General features: G+C 66.8%; 27 protein-coding genes. 6 read left to right on the top strand and 21 right to left on the bottom strand.

From position 1 onward, the window contains the following. Positions 1-262, bottom strand: a 262-nt coding sequence (locus ACE026_RS00615) for a hypothetical protein (RefSeq protein WP_486037044.1), incomplete at its 3' end; no start/stop codon positions are given. A gap of 173 nt (positions 263-435) precedes the next feature. Between ACE026_RS00615 and ACE026_RS00620 the strand changes: the two genes are divergently transcribed. After that, on the top strand, positions 436-1,308 hold the full coding sequence (locus ACE026_RS00620; protein WP_486037046.1) for a methylglyoxal synthase: 873 nt from the start codon (positions 436-438) through the stop codon (positions 1,306-1,308). 114 nt (positions 1,309-1,422) lie between these two features. Here the strand turns inward: ACE026_RS00620 and ACE026_RS00625 are convergent, their stop codons facing one another. From ACE026_RS00625 to ttcA, 3 genes are read right to left on the bottom strand one after another with little or no spacing between them, the layout of a single operon-like run. Continuing rightward, positions 1,423-2,211, bottom strand: coding sequence for a M48 family metallopeptidase (locus ACE026_RS00625; protein WP_486037048.1), 789 nt, complete (start codon positions 2,209-2,211; stop codon positions 1,423-1,425). A 57-nt stretch (positions 2,212-2,268) separates the two neighbouring features. Continuing rightward, positions 2,269-3,174, bottom strand: coding sequence for a recombination-associated protein RdgC (locus ACE026_RS00630; RefSeq protein WP_486037050.1), 906 nt, complete (start codon positions 3,172-3,174; stop codon positions 2,269-2,271). Between the two features lie 50 nt (positions 3,175-3,224). After that, positions 3,225-4,136: a tRNA 2-thiocytidine(32) synthetase TtcA gene (gene ttcA / locus ACE026_RS00635; protein ID WP_486037052.1), complete on the bottom strand. Its 912-nt coding sequence runs from the start codon at positions 4,134-4,136 to the stop codon at positions 3,225-3,227. Positions 4,137-4,241: 105 nt separating this feature from the next. Here ttcA and ACE026_RS00640 point away from each other — a divergent pair, with 105 nt between their 5' ends. Then, a complete protein-coding gene (locus ACE026_RS00640) occupies positions 4,242-4,436 on the top strand; it encodes a YdcH family protein (protein ID WP_481467737.1) in 195 nt (64 codons plus the stop codon). 57 nt (positions 4,437-4,493) lie between these two features. Here the strand turns inward: ACE026_RS00640 and plsB are convergent, their stop codons facing one another. Both plsB and ACE026_RS00650 read right to left on the bottom strand, forming a co-directional pair. After that, positions 4,494-7,208, bottom strand: a complete 2,715-nt coding sequence (plsB, locus tag ACE026_RS00645; protein WP_486037054.1) for a glycerol-3-phosphate 1-O-acyltransferase PlsB — start codon at positions 7,206-7,208, stop codon at positions 4,494-4,496. Further along, positions 7,208-8,176 carry a hypothetical protein gene (locus ACE026_RS00650; RefSeq protein WP_486037056.1) on the bottom strand — a complete coding sequence of 323 codons (969 nt, stop codon included), beginning with the start codon at positions 8,174-8,176 and terminating at the stop codon, positions 7,208-7,210. Before ACE026_RS00650 ends, plsB begins: the two co-directional genes overlap by 1 nt. On the opposite strand from ACE026_RS00650, the gene ACE026_RS00655 reads away from it, so the two are divergent. After that, the gene (locus ACE026_RS00655; RefSeq protein WP_259260662.1) at positions 8,175-8,300 is read left to right on the top strand and encodes a hypothetical protein; all 126 of its coding nucleotides are present in this window, start codon (positions 8,175-8,177) and stop codon (positions 8,298-8,300) included. The genes ACE026_RS00650 and ACE026_RS00655 overlap by 2 nt on opposite strands. A gap of 25 nt (positions 8,301-8,325) precedes the next feature. Here the strand turns inward: ACE026_RS00655 and pyrF are convergent, their stop codons facing one another. Both pyrF and ACE026_RS00665 read right to left on the bottom strand, forming a co-directional pair. Beyond that, a complete protein-coding gene (gene pyrF / locus ACE026_RS00660; protein ID WP_123730998.1) occupies positions 8,326-9,051 on the bottom strand; it encodes an orotidine-5'-phosphate decarboxylase in 726 nt (241 codons plus the stop codon). Beyond that, positions 9,048-9,971 carry a 5'-nucleotidase, lipoprotein e(P4) family gene (locus ACE026_RS00665; RefSeq protein ID WP_486037058.1) on the bottom strand — a complete coding sequence of 308 codons (924 nt, stop codon included), beginning with the start codon at positions 9,969-9,971 and terminating at the stop codon, positions 9,048-9,050. The genes pyrF and ACE026_RS00665 overlap by 4 nt, the downstream gene beginning before the upstream one ends. A 111-nt stretch (positions 9,972-10,082) precedes the next feature. Here ACE026_RS00665 and ACE026_RS00670 point away from each other — a divergent pair, with 111 nt between their 5' ends. Next, positions 10,083-10,751, top strand: coding sequence for a YceH family protein (locus ACE026_RS00670; protein ID WP_486037060.1), 669 nt, complete (start codon positions 10,083-10,085; stop codon positions 10,749-10,751). A 55-nt stretch (positions 10,752-10,806) separates the two neighbouring features. Here the strand turns inward: ACE026_RS00670 and ACE026_RS00675 are convergent, their stop codons facing one another. Together ACE026_RS00675 and ACE026_RS00680 are read right to left on the bottom strand one after the other, a co-directional pair. Further along, positions 10,807-11,337, bottom strand: a complete 531-nt coding sequence (locus ACE026_RS00675; RefSeq protein ID WP_486037062.1) for a GNAT family N-acetyltransferase — start codon at positions 11,335-11,337, stop codon at positions 10,807-10,809. 117 nt (positions 11,338-11,454) lie between these two features. Next, complete coding sequence (locus ACE026_RS00680) at positions 11,455-13,431, bottom strand: UvrD-helicase domain-containing protein (protein ID WP_259260667.1); 1,977 nt, start codon at positions 13,429-13,431, stop codon at positions 11,455-11,457. A gap of 162 nt (positions 13,432-13,593) precedes the next feature. On the opposite strand from ACE026_RS00680, the gene ACE026_RS00685 reads away from it, so the two are divergent. Both ACE026_RS00685 and ACE026_RS00690 read left to right on the top strand, forming a co-directional pair. Then, a complete protein-coding gene (locus ACE026_RS00685) occupies positions 13,594-14,283 on the top strand; it encodes an SEL1-like repeat protein (protein ID WP_486037064.1) in 690 nt (229 codons plus the stop codon). Positions 14,284-14,330: 47 nt separating this feature from the next. Beyond that, positions 14,331-14,951, top strand: a complete 621-nt coding sequence (locus tag ACE026_RS00690) for a thymidine kinase (protein ID WP_486037066.1) — start codon at positions 14,331-14,333, stop codon at positions 14,949-14,951. On the opposite strand, the gene ACE026_RS00695 is transcribed toward ACE026_RS00690, so the two are convergent. From ACE026_RS00695 to ACE026_RS00745, 11 genes are all read right to left on the bottom strand, one after another. Then, positions 14,952-16,553, bottom strand: a complete 1,602-nt coding sequence (locus tag ACE026_RS00695) for an OpgD/OpgG family glucan biosynthesis protein (RefSeq protein WP_486037068.1) — start codon at positions 16,551-16,553, stop codon at positions 14,952-14,954. A 92-nt stretch (positions 16,554-16,645) separates the two neighbouring features. Continuing rightward, on the bottom strand, positions 16,646-19,477 hold the full coding sequence (locus ACE026_RS00700; RefSeq protein ID WP_486037070.1) for a protein kinase domain-containing protein: 2,832 nt from the start codon (positions 19,475-19,477) through the stop codon (positions 16,646-16,648). A gap of 30 nt (positions 19,478-19,507) precedes the next feature. Beyond that, positions 19,508-20,071, bottom strand: coding sequence for an ECF-type sigma factor (locus tag ACE026_RS00705; RefSeq protein WP_088435324.1), 564 nt, complete (start codon positions 20,069-20,071; stop codon positions 19,508-19,510). Between the two features lie 65 nt (positions 20,072-20,136). Then, complete coding sequence (gene mutM, locus ACE026_RS00710) at positions 20,137-20,949, bottom strand: bifunctional DNA-formamidopyrimidine glycosylase/DNA-(apurinic or apyrimidinic site) lyase (protein WP_486037072.1); 813 nt, start codon at positions 20,947-20,949, stop codon at positions 20,137-20,139. Between the two features lie 40 nt (positions 20,950-20,989). Further along, the gene (locus tag ACE026_RS00715) at positions 20,990-21,613 is read right to left on the bottom strand and encodes a hypothetical protein (RefSeq protein ID WP_486037074.1); all 624 of its coding nucleotides are present in this window, start codon (positions 21,611-21,613) and stop codon (positions 20,990-20,992) included. 316 nt (positions 21,614-21,929) lie between these two features. Beyond that, complete coding sequence (locus ACE026_RS00720) at positions 21,930-22,280, bottom strand: hypothetical protein (protein WP_486037076.1); 351 nt, start codon at positions 22,278-22,280, stop codon at positions 21,930-21,932. Further along, positions 22,277-22,567 carry a hypothetical protein gene (locus tag ACE026_RS00725; RefSeq protein WP_486037078.1) on the bottom strand — a complete coding sequence of 97 codons (291 nt, stop codon included), beginning with the start codon at positions 22,565-22,567 and terminating at the stop codon, positions 22,277-22,279. The genes ACE026_RS00720 and ACE026_RS00725 overlap by 4 nt, the downstream gene beginning before the upstream one ends. 68 nt (positions 22,568-22,635) lie before the next feature. Continuing rightward, positions 22,636-23,052: a hypothetical protein gene (locus tag ACE026_RS00730; RefSeq protein ID WP_486037080.1), complete on the bottom strand. Its 417-nt coding sequence runs from the start codon at positions 23,050-23,052 to the stop codon at positions 22,636-22,638. A 13-nt stretch (positions 23,053-23,065) separates the two neighbouring features. Then, complete coding sequence (locus tag ACE026_RS00735; protein WP_486037082.1) at positions 23,066-23,212, bottom strand: hypothetical protein; 147 nt, start codon at positions 23,210-23,212, stop codon at positions 23,066-23,068. A 106-nt stretch (positions 23,213-23,318) separates the two neighbouring features. Beyond that, positions 23,319-23,951, bottom strand: coding sequence for a hypothetical protein (locus ACE026_RS00740; protein ID WP_486037084.1), 633 nt, complete (start codon positions 23,949-23,951; stop codon positions 23,319-23,321). After that, positions 23,932-24,174: hypothetical protein (locus ACE026_RS00745; protein ID WP_486037086.1), on the bottom strand; the 243-nt coding region annotated here is incomplete at its 5' end. The genes ACE026_RS00745 and ACE026_RS00740, both read right to left, overlap by 20 nt.

Genomic DNA, 24,174 nt, shown 5'->3' on the forward strand with positions numbered 1-24,174 from the left:
CCCCCCCCCCCCCCCGCTCGATCTCCAGCGCCATCAGCAGCTCGATGTTGTCGAGCTGGTCGCGGATGCGGCGGTTGCTGACCACATCATCGTGGCCGCGGCCGATATGCGCATCCAGCATGCGCGCCAGCCCGGCCAGCAGGACCTCGGCATCGGCCTGCGGGGCGTCACGCAGCACGGCGGCCAGCGCGCGGATGCGCGTTCCCTGATCCACGGCAGCGGATGGGGAGGATGCGGCAACGGAAGAAAGGGAGAGGGTCATGGCAGGGGTTTCCTGATTGACGGACGACCACCACTGTCGGATATGGCCCCTGTCGACACCATGCAACAAATACGAAAATGCGTGATGACGCGTGATCGCCATCACTGTTCGACGCTTGCTTCCCGTCAACCTGAACGGCTTACACTGACCGGGTCACCCTCTGGACTGCCCTCATGCGCATCGGCCTGGCCGCGAACCGCCTGCATCACCACGACAAGCACGCCGCATTGTTCCGCTGGCTGCGCGCCAGTGACACCGGGCTTCGCGAACTGGGCGTCGAACTGCATGCGGTCGGGCGCACCTTTGATGCGATCCAGCGGCTGGGCTTCCTGCAGGACTTCGCCCCGCTGCGGCGCTACCCGAACGGCCGCGAGGGCGGCCTGATGAAGCTGGTGGCCGAGGTGGTCGGGATGGGCACGCCGGAGCGCACACTGGACGGTGCGATCTATCTGATGGACCCGGTCGATCCTTCCTCGGTCTTCCCCGAGGCCACCGCGCTCAAGCGCCAGTGCGTGATCCACGGCAAGCCCTTCATCTCCACCGTCGCCACCGCGCGCGACTGGGTCGAGGTGGAGCGCCTGCACGCCGGCCTGGCACCGGACCCGGGTGCCGATGACCTGCACGCCTTCGAGCAGCACACGCTGGCTTTGATCGCGCATGACGCGATGAAGCCGGCGATGCTGGCCTTCGCCGATGAACACTTCGCGGTGCTGTCGCGCTTCCGCAGCCGGGTCGGCACCGGCACCACCGGCCAGCGCCTCAACGAGCTGGCCTGGAGCCGCGGCTGGCCGCAGGGCGAGGAATGGGTGACGCGCTACCAGAGCGGCCCGATGGGCGGCGATGCGCAGATCGCCGACCGCGTGCTGGAAGGCCATTGCCAGCGCGCGATCTTCTTCGAAGACCCGCACGTCGCCCGCCAGCACGAAGCCGACATCCAGCTGCTGGAGCGCGCGGTCACCACCGTGACCGATCAGGCGGTGTGCATCACCGCGCCGCGGGTAGCGGCGCGCTGGGCGCAGGCGGCCGCGGTGCGGGTGGGGAGCTGACGGTACACCGCTCCGGTAGTGGGGGGGGGGGGCCGGCTCCTCATCAACTCACCCGCGCGTGATTGCCGGCCCCCCCCCCCCACTACCGATGAGGAGCGAGCGTTGCCGCCGCCGTTACGGTGCCGGGGTCAGCAGCTGCCGCAGCGTGGCCTTGAGGCGGCGCCCTTCGAGCTGGAAATAGTCCCGCTCGGCATGCCACGCCGGGAAGCGCTTTTCCACCTCCGCCCAGAACGCCGGCGAGTGATTGGCCTGGATCAGATGGCAGAGCTCGTGCACCAGCACGTACTCGAACGCCGAGGGCCGCCCCAGCACCAGTGCCAGATCGAGCGCCATGCTGCCATCCGGCGCCAGCGAGCCCCATTGCGAGGACATCACCTTCAGCCGCAGCCGCGCCGGTGCACGCGGCAGGCCGGGCAGGTAACGCGGCAGCCACTGACCGACGTCGGCACGGGTCTGTGCTTCGTAAAACTCGCGCAGGGTGCGGCGCAGCGTGGCGTCAGTGCCTCGCGTGGGCCAGTGCAGGCAGGCACCCTGCTCGTCCACGCGCATGTTTGCGTAACGACCTGGTTCCCAGCGCAGCGGCAGCAGCTCACCGCGCAACGGCAGCACGCCCGGCTCGCCGATCACCAGCGGTGGCGGCAGGTTGGTGGCCTGGTAGCTGCGCAGTTGTTCGGACAACCAGCCGCGATGCTGGTCGAGAAAACGCTCGCCCATCACCAGGCTGGCGCGCGGTGGCAGGGTCAGGCGTACGCCGCGCTCATCGACACTGAGCTTGATCCGGCGCGCACGCGGATCGCGCACACGCAGGACATCGATCTCGGCATCCTCCAGGCGCAGCCGTACCGTATCGCGCTGCAGCGTGCTGACAGCCGGCGAAATCAGGCGGCGGAGGAATCCGGACATGGGTACAGCATAGCGCCGGCCGTGACCGGCGCATGACTGGGGACTGATCGGAACCGGTCAGTCCGCCTTGCTGAGCTTGAAGGCCTCTTCCAGCAGCAGGAACAGGCAGCGCACTTCACCGCTCTGCAGGGCGAAACGGGCGTCCAGTTCGGCGCGGCGGCCGTCATCGTCGGCGTGCTCGAGCTGGTCCAGCGCGCCATCCAGGAACTTCAGCTTGCGCACGATCAGGTCGTCGCCCAGCACGAAGGACAGGTTGTCCTCGAAGACCAAGGCCAGCTTGGTCACCTGCTTGCCGGCGTCCAGGTGCTTGTCGATCTCGTCGCAGCGCAGTTCCTGGTGCTGGCACTTGACCACCGCACCGCCTTCGGCCGGGTCCTTCATCTCGCACTCTTCGCCCAGGCTCAGCCCGGTCGGCAGGGTTTCGCCGGCGATCCAGCCGGTGAGGATCGAGCGCGGCGCCACTTCGGCGTTCAGCGGCATCGCCGGGAAGCTGCCGAGCAGGCCGCGGATGTCGGACATCATGTTCTCGCCCTTCTTGCTGCTCGAGCAGTCCACGGCGACGTACCCGTGGGTCAGGTCGATCAGCGCGTCGGTACGCGAGCTCTTCACGAAGGCGCGCGGCATCAGCTCGTGCAGCAGGTCGTCCTTCATGCGCTTGCGCTCGCGGCCGCCGGGCTTGCGGCCTTCCTTCTCTTCGATTTCCTCGAGCTTGCGCGCGAGCAGATCGTTGACCACCGCGCCCGGCAGGATCTTGTCCTCACCGCCGACAGTCAGCCACAGCGCATCGCCGACGCGGTGCGAGAACACGGCCTTTTCTTCACGGCCGAACGGCGAGATGAAGCCGCGCGAATTCATTTCAAGCGGACCGACCGGCTTGAGCAGCACCTGCGGCAGCAGGGTGTCTACCTCGGAGAAATCGGTGGCGGTCGGGAAGCGGAACAGCGTCAGGTTGCGAAAGAACATGGACGTCCAGAGTAAGAGCGTGAAAGGGAGGGCGGGCGCACCAGCGTGGCTCAGGCCGGGCCGGGGGCGTGCCCGGGGTCGTGGGCAGTGCCGGCCCAGGCCGGCGGGTCGGGCAGCGGGGCCGCCGCAGCGCGCCCCAGTGCCATGAAATCAAACAGGGCCGGATCGGCCAGCTGCGAGGGATGGATGTTACCCAGCGCGCGTGCGATCTGGTCGATGCGGCCGGGCTGGTCGCGCTCCCACTGCTGCAGCATCTGCTCCACCTGGCGGCGCTGCAGGGTGTCCTGGCTGCCACACAGCGTGCAGGGAATGATCGGGAAGGCACGCGCCTGTGCGTAGGCGCTGATGTCCGCTTCGCTCACGTAGGCCAGCGGGCGGATCACGATGTGCTGGCCGTCGTCGCTGCGCAGCTTGGGCGGCATCGCCGAGAGCTTGGCGTGGTGGAACAGATTGAGGAAGAACGTGGCCACGCTGTCGTCGCGGTGGTGGCCCAGCGCGATCTTGGTGAAGCCGTGTTCGGCCGCATGCCGGTACAGCGCGCCACGGCGCAGACGCGAGCACAGCGAACACATCGTGCGGCCTTCCGGAATCACCCGGCTGACCACCGAATAGGTGTCCTGCTCGATGATCTGGAACGGCACACCGATCGAGGCCAGGTACGTCGGCAGCACGTGCTCGGGAAAGCCCGGCTGCTTCTGGTCCAGGTTCACCGCGACCAGCTCGAACGGTACCGGCGCTTTTTTCTGCAGCTGCAACAGGATGTCGAGCAGGGTGTAGCTGTCCTTGCCACCGGACAGACACACCATCACTTTGTCGCCGGCCTCGATCATGCCGAAGTCGGCGATGGCCTGGCCGACCTGGCGCCGCAGCTGCCGCGCCAGCCGGTCCTGCACACCGCCGGGCGCGCGCGGATCGCGGGCGCGCGGGACGGGATCGGGCAGGCGGATGACAGCAGCGCTCATCCTTTCATTCTACCGGCTGGGACGCGCCCTCACAGGTGCCAGGAAGTGACTGCGTTCACTCCCGGCGGTCATCCCGGATGTGTATGCTCGGAGCCTGTGGACACCATGACACCCACCGATATCAGTGCCCGCCTTGCCACGCTCCGGCAGGAGCACCGTGCGCTGGACGAACAGATCCTGCGCATGGCCGCCAACGGCGACGATGAGCTGGAAGCCAAGCGCCTGAAGCGGCGCAAGCTGCAGTTGAAGGACTGCATCGCCAAGCTCGAGGACATGCTGATTCCGGACGAACCGGCCTGAGCCAGCCACGCATGGCGTGGCTCTACCCGTAGCGTTGGGATTGACGACGTCCCGTCGTCAATCCGTGCTGACCGGCTCTTCCGGCTTCGCCGCTTCCGGGCTGACGCGCTCGATGGTGTGGCGCAGTTCGCGGCCGAGGATGAATTTCGCATCCTTCGCCCACGCGTCCAGACGGTCATCGAACAGCAGCTTGCTGTTTTCATCCGGCCACACCAGGCGCAGTTCGCGCAGCTTCTGGATGAAGCCGCGGAACAGGGTGCGGTCGAAGAACTCCGGCGCGGCCGGCGCATAGAGCAGGCTCAGGCGCTGCGCAGCCTGCTGGCACAGGCTTTCCAGCTCGGCCGCGCCCAAGGTACCCGGGCCGTTCTTCACCAGCACCGAGATTGCGATGTAATAGCGCTCGAACGCCTGCTGCAGCGAATGGCCGATCGCGCGCAGGCGGAAGACTTCGTCGGTCTGCCCGGTGTTGCGCGCCAGGATGCCGCCGTCGTCATCGTTGATGTTCTGCAGCAGCCCTTCGCGCACGAACACGTTGATGGTCTGCTCGATGCGCTGGGCGAACTCGTCTTCGGTCCACGGCAGGAACAGCTCGGCCTGCAGGAACGGATACACCGTGCGGCCCAGCTGGACCAGCCCGGTGCGGCTCATGCGGCGGTTGTTCTGGAAGCAGCAGGCCACCCACGACGAGGCGGTGAACAGGTGGATGACGTTGTTGCGGAAGTAGCTCAGCAGCACCGCGGTGTCGCCACTGACGCTGAGCACGTCACCCAGCGGGTGCTTGATGCGGGTGAGGACGTTGATTTCCTCGGCGTGGGCGATGATCCGCTCCGGCGAGTGCGGGGTCACCGTCACCCGGTCCGAGTACGGCATCTCCACCAGCAGGGTCTTGCACAGTTCGATCTGCGCGATCAGGTCCGCCTCGCCCATCGCATGCTTGGGCGTGGACAGCAGCGCCAGCGCGAGCAGGTTGATCGGATTGACGTCGGCCGCACCGTTGATATGCACCTGGATGCGTTCGGCCAGGTGATCCACCGTGCCGGACAACCACGAGGGCTTCTCGTCCTCGCCGACCGGTTGGCCATTCCAGTCCGGTGCACGCTGGGCGAGCACGTCGTTGAGCGCGATCGGCTCGCCGAAGTTCACCACGACCTGGCCGTAGTTCTGCTTGAGCACCTTCGGGATCGACCACAACAGCGACCAGATCGATTCCTTTTCCTTCGGCCGGCCGGACAGTTCATCCAGATAGCTGCCGCCTTCCATCAGCTTTTCATAGCCGATGTAGACCGGCTGGAACAGCACCGGCTTGCGCGGCTGGCGCAGGAAGGCGCGCAGCGTCATCGAGATCATGCCGCCCTTGGGCTGCAGCAGGCGCCCGGTGCGCGAGCGGCCACCTTCGACGAAGTACTCGATCGAGTAACCGCCGGCGACCAGCTGCGCCACGTATTCGCTGAGCACTGCCGAGTACAGCGCGTTGCCACGGATCGAGCGGCGGATGAAGAACGCACCGCCCTTGCGCAGCAGCGTGCCGACCACCGGCAGGTTGAGATTGATGCCGGCCACGATGTGCGGCGGCACGATGCCGCGGTCGTACAGCAGGTAGGACAGCAGCAGGTAATCCATGTGGCTGCGGTGGCTGGGCACGTAGACCACTTCGTGCCCGGGCGCGGCCGCCTTGAACTTGTCCAGGTGGTGGACCAGCACACCGGCGTAGATGCGGTTCCAGACATGGCTGAGCATGAAGCTGGCCGAGCGCACCACGGGGCTGGAGTAGTCCGCGGCAATTTCCCACGCGTAGGCGTGGGCTTTTTTCCAGGCATCGGCCGGCTTGGAGTTGTCGCGCTTGGCCTGTGAGGCGATCGCTTCGCGCACCGTGTCCGCGTCGAGCACCTTGTCCACCAGCAGGCGGCGGGTCGACAGATCCGGCCCGATCACCGATTCGCGGATGCGGCGGAAATGGGTGCGCAGCACGCGCTGCAGCTTGCGCACGGTGCGCTCGGGGTCCAGCCCCTCATCGACCGTGCTGCGCAGCGAGATCGGCGGGGCGAAGCGCACGATCGTGCTGCGGCCGTTGAGCAGCACCGCCAGCAGGCGACGGAAACGGCCGACCAGGGCCCAGTTTTCCGAGAACAGCACCGCGAACCAGCCGCTCTGCTTGTCCGGCGCGCGGCCGACGAAGATCGACACCGGCACCAGGTGCACGTCCAGCTCGCCACGGGCGCGGTGCGCCTGCAGGACCTTGGCCAGCGAGTCCGAGTGGGTCTTGGCGCCACGCTGCTCGGGGATCAGCGAGTTGCTGCTGCTCCGGCGCGACAGGGCCAGGTAGGCGCGCTTGCGCCCGGTCGGGTCACCGGCGATCGGCACCAGCGGCGAGGGCAGACCGGCTTCGCGGCAGGCCTTGTCCAGGATCAGCGCATTGGACAGACCGTAGTCCTCCAGCACGTAGACCACCGGGCGGCCGTCGTTGTACTGGCCGGGGTGTTCGGGCTCGATCTTCAGCGACAGCCACGGCTCGACCAGGCGGCCGAGCAGGCGCGCCCACCACGGCGGGCGGCCACTGGGCGGACGCGTGCCGGGCACGATCGCGGACGGCACGACGGTGGACGGCTCCGCATCGACCGCAACGGCCTCCACGGGCGCGCCAGCGGCCGGTGGAACCGGGGCGGCAGCACCGTCGGACGGCACGGTAGCGGGCGACGAGGACGTAGCGTCCGGCGTCTTGGGCGGCTCTTCGCCGGGGAAAGGCAGGGGATTCTGGTTCGGCATCGGCTTCATTATGGCTTAGCCGGTGCAGAAGCACCGTCCTTGACCATCGCAGCCGCCTCTGCTTCAGCGGCCTGGCGGGCGTCATGTTCAGCTTGCGCGGCGTCGGCGGCCTGCAGCAGCGCATCGGTATCTTCCAGCGTGCGGGTCACATACCAGTGCCCGTCGCGCCGCGTCATCCGCACCTGGGCGTCGATCTGCTCGCCGGCCAGTGTGTACTGGATGCGCACCACGGCGTCGTCGCCCAGCTCGGACGTCAACTCGCCGCGCAGCTCGGTCAACGCCGCGTCCAGCGACAGCCCGTAACTGGCCAGCGCGGTCTTGAAAGCCTTGATGAAGGGGCCGAGCCGACGCAGGCTCTCTTCCATGCCCGCGGCCTGCAGTTCGGCATCCGTGGACAGCCCCGCAGTGCGTGCGGTCGCGGTGAGCAGGGTGATGGTCGTCTTCGCCCGCTGCTTGTCCGTCAGTGGCGCCGCGGCGGCCCAGCGGCTGAGCGCGTTCACCACCTGGGTGTAATGAGCGCGCTCGCTGTCGCTGTACTCGCTCTGGTTGCGCAGGTACTGCTCGCCGAACAACCCCATCGAATGGGCCGCCTGGCGGACCTGCGTGGCCTGGCCGGCGATCTGGGTATCGAACGAACGCTGCAGCCGCTGCGGCGCATCCGGCCGCGACAGCGCGGCCAGCATCGGCAACAGCTGCCCATCCAGCGGCAGCTCGGTCAGCGGCCAACGGCTGTGGCCCTGGCTCCAGGCGCCCTGCAGGCGCGCGTACTGGGTGGGCGGCACCGCTGCCTTGGCGTAGCCGACCAGATCGTTGTCGGCAACCCGCTGCGCCAGCTGCTGCAGGGCCGCGACCGGCTCGGACGCCGGCGCATCCGGATCGATCTGCTTGTCCTTGCAGGCACTGAGCAGCACCAACCCGCACAGGGCCAGCGCCAACGCCTGCCCTCGGTACTGCCACGGCTTCAACGACATGGACATGAATTCGGACTCCCCGGACCGGTCCGCATCTTGCGGCCTGTTCGGTGACAGCGGCAAGCCGGCAGACCTGCCGGCCCTGCGCTCGGTGCGCAAGCCCTTGAATGTACAGAAAAACCGCGTGTGACGGAGCGTCCCGCCCCGTCACCGCCTCAGCGCGCGGCGAGCGCCTGGGCGATCTCGGCCTGGATGGCGCGCGCGGCGGCCTGCGGATCGCTGGCCAAGCGGATCGGACGGCCGACCACGATCGCATCGGCGCCGTCGGCAAAGGCCTGGGCCACGCCTACGGTGCGCTTCTGGTCATCGCCGACCGGGCCACCGGGGCGGATGCCCGGGCAGACGATCGAGAACCCGGCGCCGGTGGCGGCGCGGATCGGCCCGGCCTCCTGGCCGGAGGCGATCACCCCGTCGATGCCGGCGGCCTGGGCAGCCAAGGCGCGCTCGACCACCACCTCGACCGGCTCGCGGTCGATGCCCATCTGGGCCAGGTCACTGCGCCCCATCGAGGTCAGCACGGTCACCGCCAGCAGGCGCATGTCGCTGCCGTTGGCCGCCGCGCAGGCCTCCATCATCGCCGGGTGCCAGCCATGGATGGTGGCGTAGCTCACCGGCCACTGCGACAGGCGCTTGATCACCGCCGCAGCGGTGGCCGGGATGTCGAAGAACTTGAGATCGACGAACACCCGCTTGTCGCGTGCGGCCAGCGCCTCAAGCACCTCGAAGTACTCGCCGGAGGCCAGCAGTTCCATGCCGATCTTGTAGAACGACACGGCATCGCCGAGGCGATCGACCCAGGCCAGCGCGTCGGCGCGGCCCGGCACGTCGAGCGCGAAGATCAGGCGCTCCTCGTCCCGCAGCGGCAGCGGCGCGCGGCTCACGGTGCGTAATCCAGCGCGGCGCGCTTGGCGTCGTGGCGGGCCTGGCGCGACTGGCTGTAATCGTTGTTGAACTGCGCCGGTTCGAAGCCGCCGTAGGTCGGGTTGGGCAGCATCCACCAGCGTTCACCGAACCAGTCGTGGTACTGCTGCAGCAGCGCGTCACGGCCGTCATTGGTGTTGGCGGTGACTTCCACGAAGTCGCCCAGCTGGTCACCGAACTGCATCAGCACGCGGTATTTCTGGCCGGCCAGGCGGCGGCGGCAGTTCTTCTCGCTGCCGGCCTGCTCGCAGCCCTCCACCACGGTGCCCAGGCCGAGGAACACGCTGTCGTCGGCCACCGGCAGGCCCTGCTCACGCAGGTTGGCCAGGGTGGCGTCCTTGAGGTGCACGGCGCGGTTGGAGATGTACAGCAGGGTCACGCCCTTGGCATTGGCGGCCTTGGCGAAATCGACCACGCCCGGAATCGCCTTGGCCTTCTTTTCGGCCACCCACTGGTCCCAGCTCAGCTCGTCGTATTCCTTGCCATCGCGCACCAGGCGCGCCTGGTAGGGCGAGTTGTCCAGCACGGTTTCATCCACATCCAGCACCACGGCCGGCTTCAGGCCCTTGGCGGCATTGCCGCGTTCTTCAGGCACCAGTGCGTCCCAGTTGGGTTCCTTGAGTGCCTTGTCCAGGTGATCGGCCGCCGAACGGTAGGTCTGCTCGGTGATCGCCCGGTACTCCTGCGAACGCTGCATCCACAGCACCGCGTTGAGGTTGTCATTGGCAGCCACGGCGGCATCGCCGGTGGCGGCAGGCGCGCTCGCTGCGGCAGCGGCCGCCGGCGGGGCGGCATCGGCCGGGGTTTCAGTGCGCTTGCAGGCACTCAGTGCCAGCACGGCACAGGCAAGCACGGACAGGGAAACAGCACTACGACGCATGGCATTCACCGGCAACAGATTCGCGCCAGTTTACCGGCTTGTCCCGCGGCATTCATGCCGCAGGCGGGGCTCGGCTATGCTGCACGCCCCTGAAACACCCCGGAGCGCCCCATGACCGACGACACCCAGACCCCTGCCCTGCCCGTGCTCAGCGCGGCCCAGGCCCGCGCGTTGGGCTGCCTGATCGAGAAGGAGGCGACCACCCCGGACGCCTACCCGCTGACGGTCAACGCCGCCCAGGTGGCCGCCAACCAGAAGACCGCCCGCGAGCCGGTGATGGCGCTGTCGGCCGGCGATGTGCACCACGCATTGCGCCAGCTGGAGACCCTGGGCCTGGCGCGCCAGCAGTACTCCTCGCGCGCCGAGCGCTACGAGCACCGCGCCGGTGCCGCGCTGGACCTGACCCGCCAGCAGCTGGCGATCCTGGGCCTGTTGCTGCTGCGCGGCCCGCAGACCCTCAATGAACTGCTGACCCGCAGCGAGCGCCTGGTCCGCTTCCAGGACGTGGACGAACTGCGCCACCACCTGGAGCGCATGATCCAGCGCGAGATGGCAGTCCAGCTGCCACGCGCCAGCGGCCAGCGCGAAGACCGCTACATGCACCTGCTGGCTGGCCCGGTGGACGTGCAGGCCCTGGCCGAGCAGTACCGGGCGGCGCCGTCCGGCGGCGGCGGCAGCGGTGCCAATCCGGCGCTGGAGTCCCGCGTGCAGCAGCTGGAGGCCACCGTGGCGGAGCTGCAGGAGCAGCTGGCGGCGTTGCGCGCGCAGTTGGGGGGCTGAACTGCAGCCACGCATGGCGTGGCTCTACCGGACCGGGCGGCGTAGTTCCACCGGGTCAGACGGCCGGCGCGCCCGGGGTGGCGAACAGCAGCACCACCTCCTCGTGTGGCGGCGGCAGCAGCAGGTCGCCCCGATCCTCCATGCCCAGCTTGCGCAGCAGCACGGCGGAGCGCACGTTGTCCGGGGAAACGATGCCGTACAGGTCGGTGTGACCGAGCACATCGCGCGCGTAGTGCATCACCCCGCGCGCGGCTTCGAATGCGTAGCCGTGGCCTTCGTACTGCGAGAGCAATGCATAGCCGATATCCGGTGCCGGCAACCCCGCGCGGCGGACCAGGCCGGCATTGCCCAGCCAGGCGCCGTCGTCGCGGCGCACGATGGCGTACATGCCGAAGCCGTTGAGCGTGTAGCTACCCAGCACGCGCTCGGCGGTGTAGTCGCGCGCCTGCGCCAGGGTGCGTACGCCGCGGTCGGCGATGTTGCGGATGAAGCCCGGCTCGTTGAGCAGGGCCAGCATGTCGGCGGCGTCATGATCGGGATCGATCAGGCGCAGGTGCAGGCGTTCGGTCTGGATCACGGCGGACATGCGGGTACCGGTGAAGGGTGATAGGCCGATTGTGCCGTAGAGCCACCCCATGGGTGGCTGCGACGTATCCCGTGTCCCAAATTCAGCCACCCATGGGGTGGCTCTACTTGGCGATGCTCAGTCGAACAACGCCTGGATCGCCGCCAACCCGGCACTCGCGCGCTCTTTCTTGCGCGCGGCATCGGCGACGGGATCGGCACCGTCGCGCTGCATTTCCTCGGCGGGAATCTCATCGAAGAAACGGCTGGGCTTGAGCCGCACGTGCTCACCGAACTTGCGGGTGAGCTTGCTGTAACTCATCCACAGCTGCACCTTGGCGCGGGTGATGCCCACGTACAGCAGGCGCCGCTCTTCCTGCAGGTTGCCTTCGTCCAGGCTGACCTGGTGCGGCAGGACCCCGTCCTCGCAGCCGATGATGAACACGTACGGGAATTCCAGGCCCTTGGAGGCGTGCATGGTCATCATCCGCACCTGGTTGCCGCCGTCGTCCTTGTCATTGCGCGAGAGCAACGCCAGCTGCGCGGCCAGATCCGCCGTGGAGGCACCCCGCGGGCCGCCTTCGAACCACTGCGCCAGTTCTTCCAGGTTGCCAAGGCGGCGCTGGTAGACGGACTCTTCCTTGCACGCACTGCGCAGGTCCGAGACCAGCCCGGAATCCTTCACCAGCTTGCGCACCAGATCACCGGAGCTGAGCTTGGGCATCTCCGCGCGCAGGTCGCGCAGGATGTCGGTGAAGCGGCTCAGCCCGTTGGCCGCGCGCGGCGGCAACTGCGAGAGCGCACCGATCGCTTCGGCCGCATGCGCCATCGGCAGATCTTTTTCCGAGGCCAACTCGGCCAGCTTGGCCAGCGTACCGGCGCCCACTTCGCGCTTGGGCGACTGCACCGCGCGCATGAAGGCGGTATCGTCGTCCGGGTTCACCAACAGGCGCAGCCAGGACAGCGTGTCCTTGACCTCCTGCCGTTCCAGGAACGCGGTGCCGCCGGTGATGTGGTACGGCGCACGCACCAGCTGCAGCGCTTTTTCCAGCGGCCGCGACTGGAAATTGCCGCGGAACAGGATGCAGAAATCGCTCCACGGAATCTTCTTCGAGGTGGCCAGGAAGGAGATTTCCGCCGCGACCTTTTCCGCTTCGTGCTCGCTGTTGCGGCACTCCCACACACGGATGCGCTCGCCGTCGGCCTGGTCGCTCCACAGCTTCTTCAGATGCTCGTGCGGGTTGTTGGCGATCAGCGCGTTGGCCGCGCGCAGCACTCGGTTGGAGCAGCGGTAGTTCTGCTCCAGTTTGATGATTTCCAGCGCAGGATAGTCGCGCGCCATCTGCTGCAGGTTTTCCGGGTTCGCGCCGCGCCAGGCGTAAATCGACTGATCGTCATCGCCCACGCAGGTAAAATTGCCCTTGCTGCCGGCCAGCTGCTTGAGCAGCCGGTACTGCGCATCGTTGGTGTCCTGGCATTCGTCGACGAGCAGGTAGCCGATGCGTTCGCGCCAGGCGATGGCGATCTCCGGATTCTCTTCCAGCACCTGCACCGGCAGCCGGATCAGATCGTCGAAATCGACCGCGTTGAACGCGGTCAGGCGCAGCTGGTAGCGCTCGTAGACGCTGGCCGCTTCCTTCTCGCGGGTGCTGCGCGCCGCGGCCATCGCCTGCTCGGGCGACAGGCCGGCATTCTTGGCGCGCGAGATCAGGTTCTTCACGTCCTCGATGTCATCCGGCTTGGCCCCGTACATCAGGTCCTTGACCTGCGCGGTCGAATCGTCGGCATCGAAGATCGAGAAGCCGCGCTTGAGCCCGACGGCCGCATGTTCAATCTGCAGGAACTTCAGCCCCAACGCGTGGAAGGTACAGATCGTCACTTCATCGGCGTCCCCACCGCGCAGGCGCTTGGCCACGCGCTCGCGCATTTCCTTGGCCGATTTGTTGGTGAAGGTGATCGCCGCGATCCGCCGCGCCGGGTAGCGCTTGCTGGCGATCAGCTGGCCGATCTTCTCCACGATCACGCGCGTCTTGCCGCTGCCCGCGCCCGCAAGCACCAGCAGAGGACCTTCGCAGTGCATCACTGCCGCGTGTTGGGGAGGATTGAGACCGTGCATGCCATCTCCAGGGGAGGGGCATTGTACCGGGCCTTGGTCGGCCCGCATCGACGTACCACCCGCCGGATTGACGCCTTCACGGGGCTGGGGTATCCATTGTCCCGATCAACGCAGAGGACGCGACGCATGGCAATCGTCAGGAAGGCAAGCCGGGTATGCACCATGATCGCAGCGCTGGCCGCGCTGCCAGCGTGGGGGCAATCGAGTCAGCCGGACCTGCGCGCGCAGGATGCGCAGGACACCCACACCTTTCTGACCAGCCATCCTGACCTGCGCTACCGCAAACTCGGCAAGGAGGCGCAGGCGCGCGGCCGCCTCGAAGAGGCGCGGCGCTTTTACCGGCTCGGCGCGCGCCATGCCGACAAGTTGTCCCAGGCCGCGCTCGCCGAGATGTGGTGGAACGGCCAGGGCGGCGATCAGGATCGGGCCCTGGCCTATGCCTGGATGGACCTGGCGGCCGAGCGTGGGACCGAATTTCTCCTGGTGCTGCGTGAACGGTACTGGGCCGCGCTGACCCCGGACGAACAGACCCGCGCGGTGCAGCAAGGCCAAGCCCTGTACGCGGAGTTCGGGGACACGGTCGCCCAGCCCCGACAGGAGCGTGAGCTGCGTCGTGGCCTGCTCGAGGTCACTGGCAGCCGCACCGGCTGGGTCGGAGGCATGCGCATGCTGGTCCGCGATGATCGTGGCAAGCGTTACGTGGAACCGGACGTGTTCTATCGCGATGAATACTGGCAGCCTGACCAGTACTGGCACTGGCAGGCACAGCAACTGGAGGCCGCCGGGCGTACCATCGGCACCGGCAGCGTCGAGGTCGGCATCCCCACCACCGTACCCGGTTCGCAGGACTGAATGAACAGGGCACCATGCCCGGGCTCCCGAGCGGATAAAATCGTGGCATGGCCAAGCTCTATTTCTATTATTCGGCGATGAACGCCGGCAAGACCACCACCCTGCTGCAGTCGGCGCACAACTACCGCGAGCGGGGCATGCGCGTGGCCATCCTGACCCCGCGGCTGGATGATCGCGCCGGGCGCGGCGTGGTGGCCTCGCGGATCGGCCTGAAGGCCGACGGGATCGCGTTCCAGCAGGACACCGACCTGCAGCAGCTGATCGCTGACGACATCGCCACGCACGGCCCATTGGGCTGCGTGCTGGTCGATGAAGCGCAGTTCCTGACCCGCAGCCAGGTCTGGCAGCTCAGCGAGGTGGTCGATCAGATGCGCATTCCGGTGCTCTGCTACGGCCTGCGCACGGATTTCCGCGGCGAGCTGTTCGAAGGCAGCCAGTACCTGCTGGCCTGGGCCGACGAGATGCAGGAGATCAAGACGATCTGCCACAGCGGCAAGAAGGCCACGATGACCGTGCGCGTGGACGAGCACGGCCACGCGGTGCAGGACGGGCCGCAGGTGGAGATCGGCGGCAACGAGCGCTACGTGTCGGTGAGCCGCGCGGAGTTCAAGAAGATCACGCGCGGTGAGGGCCGCATCGACCCGATGCAGGCCCCATTGCCGCTTTGATCAATACAACGTGCGCTCCGGCGCGCCCTTCGGCGGCGGGCTGTACTGGTACAGCCAGGTTTCGGTCAGCGTCTTGCCGCCACTGCGCAGGTACAGGCGGATATCGATCTGCTCGGTGGAGTCATCCGGCGGTACCAGATCGAACATGGCGCGGTAGCCCTTGATCTCGCGCAGCGGACGCGCCGAGACGATCTCGGTACGGCCACGGCTGACCTGGACCACGGCTTCCACCTCGCCCTTGTCGATCAACGCGGCCAGTTCGCCGCCTTCGAAATCGACCGCGAAGCGCCAGGAGAAGTACTCGCGCTTCTTCCCGATCACTCCGCCCAGGCCGGTACGGCTGGCCACGCAGTGCGCCAGCGGCGTACGTGCCGGCGGCTCGGCGCCCCAGTACAGGCGGTAGCCGAGCAGCAGCTCCTGGCCCGGCTGCGGCTTGGCCTCGGGATTCCAGAACGCCACGATGTTGTCGAAGGTTTCATCCACGGTCGGGATTTCGACCAGCTGCACCGAACCCTTGCCCCACTGCCCCTTCGGTTCCACCCACAGGCACGGGCGCTTCTCGTAGAAGACGCCGTCGTCCTGGTAGTGATCGAAGTTGCGGTCGCGCTGGAGCAGGCCGAAGCCGCGCGGGTTGTTGTCCACGAACATGTTGAAGCGCAGGTGGTACGGGTTGCACAGCGGCCGCCAGATCCATTCACCGGCCCCGGTCCACATCGACAGGCCGTCGGTATCGTGGATCTCCGGGCGCCAGTCCCAGGCCATGCGGCGGTCGTTCTCGCCCACCTGGTACATGCTGGTGCACGGGGCGATGCCGAGCCGCTCGATCGCCTTGCGCGGGTACAGCGCGCAATCGATGTCCATCAGCAGCACGTCACCGTTGGTGATCGCGAAGCGGTAGGCGCCGGTGGTGCTGGGCGAATCCAGCAGGGCGTATACCACCAGCGTGTTGGAGTCGGCCGCCGGCTGCTCCAGGTAATAGGCGATGAAATCCGGGAATTCTTCGGGCTTGCCCGTGCCGGTATCGATCGCCAGGCCGCGCGCGGACTGGCCGTACTGACCTTCCTTGCCAACCGCGCGGAAATAGCTGGCACCCAGGAACGCGGCGAAGTCGCGATCGGTGTCCTTGCGGGTGTTGAGACGGAAGCCGGCGAAGCCCAGATCGGCCGGCAGGTGGCTGCCCTTCAGGCCGCTCTTGCCGTAGTCGAACGCTGCACCGTCATAGGCCAGCTCCTGCGCCTTGCCGTCGGTCACATCGAACATCCGCACCGGCGAGTGGAAGTACAGGCCGAGGTGGAAGAACTTGGCCTGGTAGCGACCGGGCTGGTCAGCCCACAGCGCATGATCCTGGCGGTACTGGATCGACTGGTACTGGTCCCAGCTCAGCGCTTCGACCGGACCCGGCAGGGTGCGCTTGTGGCTCTGGTAGGCGGCCTGGGACAGCGCGCGGGCCTGCCCTTTCAGCGAAGCGAAATCGAACGGCTGCGGCTCGCCCAGCCGGCGCAGGCCGACCTGGTTGCCCTGCGCGGCACACGCCGGCAGTGCAGGCAGGCCGAAGGCGGCCAGGGCCACGGAGGCATTGCGGAGGAAGTCGCGTCGTTGCATGCAGGCAGCGATGGCAAGGGAGGGCCGGCCATCATAGGCACGCAGACGTTAATTCGCCGAGGTGAATGCGGGGCGGCGTTCAGCCAGCGTGCTCAGGGGCCGGCCGCGATCTGCGCCGGTGCGCATGCCTGCCGCACCCGGTTCACCTCCTGCAGCAGCTGCCCACCCTGCGGCCACTGCGCCTGCAGCTCCTGCTGCAGCTGCCCCAGCGCCTCACGCGCACGCGCCGGTGCGCTCGTGCAGTCCAGCTCCGCCATCGCGGCGCGGGCGCGCCAGCGCAGGATCCGGCTGCCCTGATCGGCGGCGTCACCCACCAGCAACGGGGCCAGCGCGCGGCGTGCTTCCACGGTCTGGCCCATGCGGCCCAGATTGCGGCCCCAGGCCAGTTGCAGCGCGCGCTGCAGCGCCGGGCTGGACGGACCCGCCCGGTCCACCCGGCGCATCAGCGCCGCCAGTTGCTCGCCGGCTTGATGCGGGTCGCCGTAGGCGCTGACCAGTTCGGCCATGCGCCGATCCGCCTGCTGCACGGACGCATCGTCGTCGCCCCGTTGCGCGGCCTGCCACTGCCGTCCCTCGTGCAGGGCCGCCAGCGCCGCCTGCCAGCGCCCCGCCTGGGCCAAGGCTTCGCCCAGGTCATACAGGCCCTGCGGCAGCAGCCCCACGCAGTCGGGCTGCCGCCAGATCGCCACCGCCCGGGCGAAGTCATCGATCGCCAGGGTGCTGTCACCGCGCTCCAGTGCCAACCGGCCCAGCGCGTGCCAGGTCAGCCCGGTGTCACGGTGTTGCTCGCCCAAGGCCTGCCGGGTCAGGTGATGGACCTGCTGCAGCTGGGTCTGGGCCTGCTGCAGATCACCGCGCTGCATCGCCAGCAGGGCGCGCAAGCGACGGATCGACAGGGTTTCCGGGTGATCCGGCCCATACATGCCCACCGCATCGGCACTGGCGATCTCCAGAGCCCGCTCGGCTGCGTCCAGATCGCCCTGCGCAGCCAGCGTCTCACCCATGTGCCGGCGCAGCGCGATCAACTGGGGATACCGCACGGTGTCACCGGCCTGCAGCAGCTGCAGCGCTTGCCGGTAGCCGGCCAGTGCCGCCGGGGCGCGGCCATCGTCGCTGTCCAGTGCGGCCAGGTCGGCCAGGCTCTCGGAGGTGCCGGGGGTATCGCGCAGTACATCGCGCCGCAGTACCAGTGCCTGTTCGAAGGCGGCGCGGGCGTTGTCGCGGTACCCCAGAAGTTGTTGGCAGCGCCCGAGCTGGGTGTGGTACTCGGCCACGGCCGCCGGCAGCCGCAGGCGGTACTCGGCGGCCAGCGCCTGCATCGGGGTGAGGTGGGTCACGCACTCGCGCGAGCGGCCCAGCATGCGCAGCGCACGGCCGCGCTGGGTCACCGCTTCCAGCTGCAGGGTGGGCGGCACCTCGCCGGCCTCCTCCAGCAGCGCGCGCTGGCGGTCCAGCGTCTGCAACGCCAGCTGGTAGTCGCCCATACCGATCCGCAACCGGCCGATCACGCCTTCCAGCTCGGCCAGTGACAGCGGTTGGTCGCGCAGTTCGGCCTCACCGCGTTGCTGACCGGTGGCCAGCAGCTGGCGCAGATCGAAGCTGCCATGGCGCACGCCCGCGGCGCGGTCGAACAGGCCCACGGTGAAATCCTGCATCGCCTGCGCACGCGCGATCTCGCGCCGGGCCTGCTGCATCTGCCACAGCGCGGTGAGCGCCAGTGCGAGCAGGGCCAGCACGGCCATGGTGCCCAACGCCACGCCCCAGCGATGCCGGCCGAGGTATTTGCGCAGCCGGTAGCCCACGTGCTGCGGGCGGGCGTGGATCGGGCGGCCTTCGAGGAAGCGGCGCAGGTCCTGGGCCAAGGCTTCCACCGAGGCGTAGCGCTGCGCAGGTTCCTTCTGCAGGGCCTTGAGCAGGATGGTGTCCAGAGCGCCGCGCAGGCGACGCGACAGGCGCCTCGCCGCCCCGGCCTGCTCCCCACCGGCAGCGGCCACGCGGGCCATCACCGCCGAGGCGCGCGGCGCCTGCACCTCCAGGATCGAGCGCTCCCACTCGGCATCGCTGTGCCGGCGCAGGCGATAGGGCTTCTGCCCGGTGATCACCTCGAACAGCACGACCCCCAGCGAATACACATCGGTCAGCGTGGAGACCGGCTCGCCGCGCACCTGTTCCGGCGCGGCGTAGTGCAGCGTGAACGCCCGCGCTTCGGTGGGGGGATGCACGGGCGGTTTGCCCTCGTCATCGTCGAGCAGCTTGGCGATGCCGAAGTCCAGCAGCTTCACCTCGCCCTCGGCGGTGACCAGGATGTTGGAGGGCTTGAGGTCACGGTGCACGATCAGGTTGGCATGCGCATGGCTGACCACCGCGCAGACCTGCAGCATCAGCTGCAGGCGCCGCTCCAGCGGGAGCGCCAGGCGCTGGCAGTGCTCGGTGATCGGCTCGCCTTCCACATACGCCAGCGCAAGGTAAGGCTGCCCCTGCAGATCCACGCCGGCATCCAGCAGATGGGCCAGGTTCGGGTGCTGCAGCCGCGCCAGAATTTCGCGTTCGCGGCTGAAGCGCTGGCGCAGGCCGGGATCGGCGTAGCCGCTGCGCAGCAGCTTCAGCGCGACCTGGCGCTCATACAGGCCATCAGCGCGCTCGGCCAGCCAGACCTCGCCCATCCCGCCCTCGCCGAGGGGCCGAAGCAAGCGGTACGGGCCGACCCGCGTACCCACCCGGCTGTCTTCCGGCGCGGCGGTCCACAGCGGCTGGGCCAGGAACTCGTGGCTGTCGCGCTCATGCGCGAGCAGGCGCTCCACATCCTCGGCCAGGCCCGGATCTTCCTCACGCAGGCGCAGCAGCCGCTGCTCACGCGCCGGTTCGGGCAGTTCCAGCAATTGATCCAGCAGGCAGGACAACTGCCGCCAGCGTGACGCCTCCATCGGTCCTCTCCCCGGACGATGCGTGGCTTTTCAGGGTTCCCCGACCGAGGCCAGCAGGAACATGCGCGCCTTCTGCCAGTCGCGGCGGATGCTGCGCTCCGAGCGTTGGCACAGGTCGGCAATCTCCTGCTCGGACAGGCCGGCGAAGTACCGCAGTTCCACCACCTTGGCCAGGTGCGCATCCACCGCATGCAGTTGGGCCAGCGCCACATCCAGCGCCAGCAGATCTTCATCCAGACGCACGCCGCTGCTGCTGTTCTCGGGCAGCTCCACCCGCTTGAGGTCGCCGCCGCGTTTGCGCGCCAGCCGGTTGCGTGCGTAATCGACCACCACGCTGCGCATCGCCGAGGCGGCGTAGGCGAAGAAATGCGCGCGGTCTTCGAAGCGGGCCGCGCCCCGGGAGCCGAGCAGCTTCAGGTAGGACTCGTGCACCAGCGAGGTGGCATCCAGGGTGCGCCCCTGCTGCCCGGCCAGCTGCCGGCGGGCCATGCTGTGCAGCTCGTGATAGAGCAGGGTCAGGACCCGGTCGAGCGCGGCGCGGTCGCCCGCCCGGGCCGAATCCAGCCACACGGTGATATCCGGTCCTTCGTCCATCGCACACCCCCGCCGGTGACGTTGGGCGGACTATACCGCCGGGCAGGCGACAGGCGCGCGACGATTCAGCGCTGGCAGTGCCCGCACCAGACGCTGGCGCGCTGGCCGATGGTGGCGTGGCGGAGCAGCCGACCACACTGGCGGCAGGGCTCGCCTTCACGCCCGTAGACCAGCAGCTCCTGCTCGAAATAGCCCGGCGCCCCGTCCGGATTGATGAAATCGCGCAGGGTGGTGCCGCCGCGGGTGATGGCGTAGGCCAGGATCCGTTTCACCGCATCGGCCAGGCGCTGGTAGCGCGCGCGGGAGATCTTGCCGGCCTCGCGCAGCGGGTTGATCCCGGCCATGAACAGGCTTTCGGCGGCGTAGATGTTGCCCACGCCCACCACGATCCCCTGGTCCATCAGGAAGGTCTTCACCGAGGCGCTGCGGCCACGGCTGCGGGCGAACAGATGGTCGCCGTCGAAGGCCTCATCCAGCGGCTCGGGCCCCAGCGCGGCCAGCAGCTCATGGGTCTCCCCGGCCGGCTGCCAGAGCAGGCTGCCGAAGCGGCGCGGGTCGTTGAAGCGCAGCAGGCGCCCGTTGTCCAGGCTGATGTCGACATGATCGTGGGCGCGCACCGGGGTGTCGCCGGGCAGCACCCGCAGGCTGCCGGACATGCCCAGGTGCAGCAGTGCGCTGCCGATGGCGGTATCAAGCAGCAGGTACTTGGCGCGGCGGCGCACGCCCTGGATGGCCTGCCCGGGGAGCAGCGTGCTGATCTCGTCGGGAATAGGCCAGCGCAGGTCGGGGCGACGCAGGATCACGCCGTGGATGCTGCGGCCTTCCAGGTGCGGGGCCAGGCCGCGACGGGTGGTTTCTACTTCGGGGAGCTCGGGCATGAGGGGATTCTAAGGCACGCTCTCCCAGACGTTCACGGAATCAATCCGCACGAACCAACAGGCCCTGGTCACTCAGCAAGGACCGCCCGCCCATCTGCCAGAACTCGTAGTAGACCGAGAAGTCGATTGAGGTGTTTAGCACGGGCTGCATCACGTACCAAGACAGATCGTAATCAGCGGCGATCCCGTAGAGCGCCTCGCCGAGCCCGTAGATCGAAAGTGGTAATTCACTGTAGGACGCAATCAGCGTGTCGCTTACGAACTCCGATATGCAGCTCCCAGGATGATCACGCATCAGCGCTGCGTGGTACGCCTCCTTGCCTACAAATGTGACAGCCACGTTTGAAGCAAGCTGATGCAGCCCTGCGTTCCCGCGCTCAAGGCAGAATCTTGCCTGCTCGCCCAGCCACGCCCTCGCCGCCTGTTCCAGGACGTCGCGGGACGCACGCCCCGGCGGCTGAAGATAGAGATAGTTCCCCAGCTCACCCGTGCCCAGCAGCTTCACCAGCCTGGCCTTCATCTCCTTCGCATGGGGAAAAGGAGCAAGCGCCAGATCCAATTCCTCTGAGCTCAAGTCCGACTTGAACAGACCCAGAAGATTGCAGGAATCCCGATCACGTCTGCCAGCACAGTACTCCAGCCATTCCTCAAGGCATTCATTCATTTCCCAGCATCCTTGACAGCTTCTTCGAGTAACGGTGCCGCATGCTAAGTTGTGGATACGTCTCAATAGTCATGGCGCACTCAGGAAAGCGTCGCCGCGAACGTAGTTCACGGCAACCTTCCCACCGCGCGGATAGCACATTACGAACGATATCCAACCTTCGTTGCGGCTCGCGGCACTATTCTTTAACCCGGTCGCTGTTCTGATCATCCTCAAACCGTCAATCTCCTCCCGGACCGAGCTGCTGGTGATTCCATCCGGCTCAACGGTAGTTCCTGGCAAATGACCAAGTCTTCCGGAATCACTGCATCTTCTCCTAGAGCTCAAAATCCCGCGCGTCATGCGATTCCGCCCCACGCCAGTATCGGACGGCGTAACCACTACCGAGCTCAACCGCAACGCGGCAAGTCAGCATCCTGCCCTGCGCATTGAAGGCCTGCTCCCTTTCTGCAGTCCCGTAGTTCTCATGCGGATCGTCCCAATTGAGCATGGAATCGAAGGTATCCATCCACTGCTGCAGATCGTCGACCAACCCGGGCGTCAGTGGCAGCGATGCAGGATCAATGGCACCGGTCGGGAACTCGTCATCCCAGATGGCAAAGCACCCGTAGTCCGCCATGACCTTGAGCTTGATCGGACCATGAGCCTCGGCCACCTCGCGGGTCATTTCGCTGCGTTGCAGGTGTAGGGACTCTCTTTGCGGAGCTCTTCACCCGTCTGCAGGTCCTTGATATGCACCACCGCCCCAGGATGGGCCGCACACAGCGCGTTACGCGCGGTGTAGATGCGGCTTCCATCAGCGGTCATGCGCAGGTTGGAGGACAGGTCACGCCCCTCTGCATCGGTGGCCGATACGACGTACGTACCGGAAAGCGTCACGCAGCCGGAGAGACTACAGATGACCAAGGCAGTGACAAGGACACTATGAGTACGACTTGAGCGGATGAATGACATCTGTTGCTCCTTGGGTAGCGCCTATGACTCAGTCTTTGCGCTGGAAGGCATCCGCAGCGCAATGTTCATCAGGGAATGCACGCGCGCGATTTGGGGTACTGCTTGCAGTAGGCACCGTTCAACCGCCTTTGGGGATCGGGTATCGGAATATCTTTCCCCAACAGGCACGCGTCTGTCGACTTCCAGCCGCTGATGCGACAGATCGGGGTGTCACGTCCTCGAGGAGAGTGCGTATAGCCGAGCCGTTCCATGCATATCATGGAGCCTGCAACCTGGCTGAGCGTTCTTGGCACGCGCTCCTTCACCCGCAGGCCGCCGAAGGGGCTGTCATAGCCGCAGTTCAGCAGGTCCTTCCATAGCACCACGTCTTCGGTCCCTGGCTTCTTCCACATTTCCCAATTGTCGGGCGGTGGAGCGAATGCATTGCGTGGAAGGCAACCTGCTGTCAGAAACGCGACGAAGGCCAACAGGGTGATCCTGATCAATCTCTTCTCCTTGTCAGCTACCTGCGGACGGGTTTAGCGCACCTTGGTAGTAAATGGCCATTTGGCCGTCCACTTCCTGCAGCCCAGGGACTAGCCTAGCTTCCCGCCGCTCGAGCTTCCCGCCCAGAACTTTTTCGATTTCAGTGAGGTCTTCGCTCATGGGCACGCTTCTCAATCTTTCGGCGCAGGCACAAAGGTCTGAAACCGAGCCCCATGCAGAGTCACTACTTCACTCATTGCCAGCCACCATGTTCGCGAAATAGTTTTCAACCATCAACCTCAACAAGAAGTACTAACTCATCCTCAGCGAACACTGGTCGAGCACCATTGCGCCAGATGGATAGATAGGGCGCGAAGGTCAGAGGGAGCTCAATCATCACCTCGATGACGTACCAACAGAGATAGTAATCGCCCGCGATCCCATACAGCGCTTCCATCAGCGCATCGATCACAGGATCGACATCTCCAAGGGCGAAGTCCACTTCATCGCCTATGAATGCAAGCATCCATCCCGCTGGCGAATCTGGGTCTTTTGGAAGCTGAAAAGATCGCCGGTCGCGGATGACTACGCGCGCTCCTTCCGCTATGCCTTGAAGTCTTGCATTTCCTCGCTCGCTGCAGAAGACAGCGAGTTCTTCCAGCCACGCCTTGGCGGCTGACAGTAGAACCACGGCATCATCGGGGCTTTTTGGTTGGAAGTAGAGGTAATCATCCAATTTTGAAGCATCGAGCACCTCCTTCGTCCTACGATGCAGCTCCGTACCCGCTGCGCCGTCACTGAAGATGGAGCGCAGCTGATCTTGATCAAGCTCTTGTTTGAATAGTCCAAGGAAGTGCGATTTGTCAAATTCGCGCAAACCCTTGGAGAACATTAGCCAATCATTGAGTAGGTCGTTCATCTAGGTCTTCTTGGGTAGCGGTGGAAGCAGGTCGGGGTCGATTTTCAGGCGGAACGTCCCAGTTGAGCATGGATTCGAGGAGGTCCACCAACCGCTGCACATCCTCGGCCAACCCGGGCGTCAGTGGCAGCGGTGCAGGATCGATGGGCCCAGTCGGGCACTCGTCGTCCCAATAGGCAAAGCTCCCGTAGTCCGCCATGACCTTGAGCTTGATCGGGCCGTG

The organism is Stenotrophomonas sp. AGC87 (assembly GCF_057333975.1).

What these genes read in the sequence shown, in the direction of transcription:
- ACE026_RS00670 (WP_486037060.1), top strand. Translation starts at nt 10,083, where the DNA reads ATGACCGACGACACCCAGACCCCTGCCCTGCCCGTGCTCAGCGCGGCC.
- ACE026_RS00680 (WP_259260667.1), bottom strand. Translation starts at nt 13,431, where the DNA reads ATGCACGGTCTCAATCCTCCCCAACACGCGGCAGTGATGCACTGCGAA.
- plsB (WP_486037054.1), bottom strand. Translation starts at nt 7,208, where the DNA reads ATGAAGCCGATGCCGAACCAGAATCCCCTGCCTTTCCCCGGCGAAGAG.
- ACE026_RS00655 (WP_259260662.1), top strand. Translation starts at nt 8,175, where the DNA reads ATGAATTCGGACTCCCCGGACCGGTCCGCATCTTGCGGCCTGTTCGGT.
- ACE026_RS00700 (WP_486037070.1), bottom strand. Translation starts at nt 19,477, where the DNA reads ATGGAGGCGTCACGCTGGCGGCAGTTGTCCTGCCTGCTGGATCAATTG.
- ACE026_RS00685 (WP_486037064.1), top strand. Translation starts at nt 13,594, where the DNA reads ATGATCGCAGCGCTGGCCGCGCTGCCAGCGTGGGGGCAATCGAGTCAG.
- ACE026_RS00690 (WP_486037066.1), top strand. Translation starts at nt 14,331, where the DNA reads ATGGCCAAGCTCTATTTCTATTATTCGGCGATGAACGCCGGCAAGACC.
- ttcA (WP_486037052.1), bottom strand. Translation starts at nt 4,136, where the DNA reads ATGAGCGCTGCTGTCATCCGCCTGCCCGATCCCGTCCCGCGCGCCCGC.
- ACE026_RS00705 (WP_088435324.1), bottom strand. Translation starts at nt 20,071, where the DNA reads ATGGACGAAGGACCGGATATCACCGTGTGGCTGGATTCGGCCCGGGCG.
- ACE026_RS00695 (WP_486037068.1), bottom strand. Translation starts at nt 16,553, where the DNA reads ATGCAACGACGCGACTTCCTCCGCAATGCCTCCGTGGCCCTGGCCGCC.
- ACE026_RS00740 (WP_486037084.1), bottom strand. Translation starts at nt 23,951, where the DNA reads ATGAACGACCTACTCAATGATTGGCTAATGTTCTCCAAGGGTTTGCGC.
- ACE026_RS00735 (WP_486037082.1), bottom strand. Translation starts at nt 23,212, where the DNA reads ATGAGCGAAGACCTCACTGAAATCGAAAAAGTTCTGGGCGGGAAGCTC.
- ACE026_RS00675 (WP_486037062.1), bottom strand. Translation starts at nt 11,337, where the DNA reads ATGTCCGCCGTGATCCAGACCGAACGCCTGCACCTGCGCCTGATCGAT.
- ACE026_RS00630 (WP_486037050.1), bottom strand. Translation starts at nt 3,174, where the DNA reads ATGTTCTTTCGCAACCTGACGCTGTTCCGCTTCCCGACCGCCACCGAT.
- ACE026_RS00720 (WP_486037076.1), bottom strand. Translation starts at nt 22,280, where the DNA reads ATGACCCGCGAGGTGGCCGAGGCTCATGGTCCGATCAAGCTCAAGGTC.
- mutM (WP_486037072.1), bottom strand. Translation starts at nt 20,949, where the DNA reads ATGCCCGAGCTCCCCGAAGTAGAAACCACCCGTCGCGGCCTGGCCCCG.
- ACE026_RS00650 (WP_486037056.1), bottom strand. Translation starts at nt 8,176, where the DNA reads ATGTCCATGTCGTTGAAGCCGTGGCAGTACCGAGGGCAGGCGTTGGCG.
- ACE026_RS00625 (WP_486037048.1), bottom strand. Translation starts at nt 2,211, where the DNA reads ATGTCCGGATTCCTCCGCCGCCTGATTTCGCCGGCTGTCAGCACGCTG.
- ACE026_RS00640 (WP_481467737.1), top strand. Translation starts at nt 4,242, where the DNA reads ATGACACCCACCGATATCAGTGCCCGCCTTGCCACGCTCCGGCAGGAG.
- ACE026_RS00620 (WP_486037046.1), top strand. Translation starts at nt 436, where the DNA reads ATGCGCATCGGCCTGGCCGCGAACCGCCTGCATCACCACGACAAGCAC.
- ACE026_RS00715 (WP_486037074.1), bottom strand. Translation starts at nt 21,613, where the DNA reads ATGAATGAATGCCTTGAGGAATGGCTGGAGTACTGTGCTGGCAGACGT.
- ACE026_RS00725 (WP_486037078.1), bottom strand. Translation starts at nt 22,567, where the DNA reads ATGTCATTCATCCGCTCAAGTCGTACTCATAGTGTCCTTGTCACTGCC.
- ACE026_RS00665 (WP_486037058.1), bottom strand. Translation starts at nt 9,971, where the DNA reads ATGCGTCGTAGTGCTGTTTCCCTGTCCGTGCTTGCCTGTGCCGTGCTG.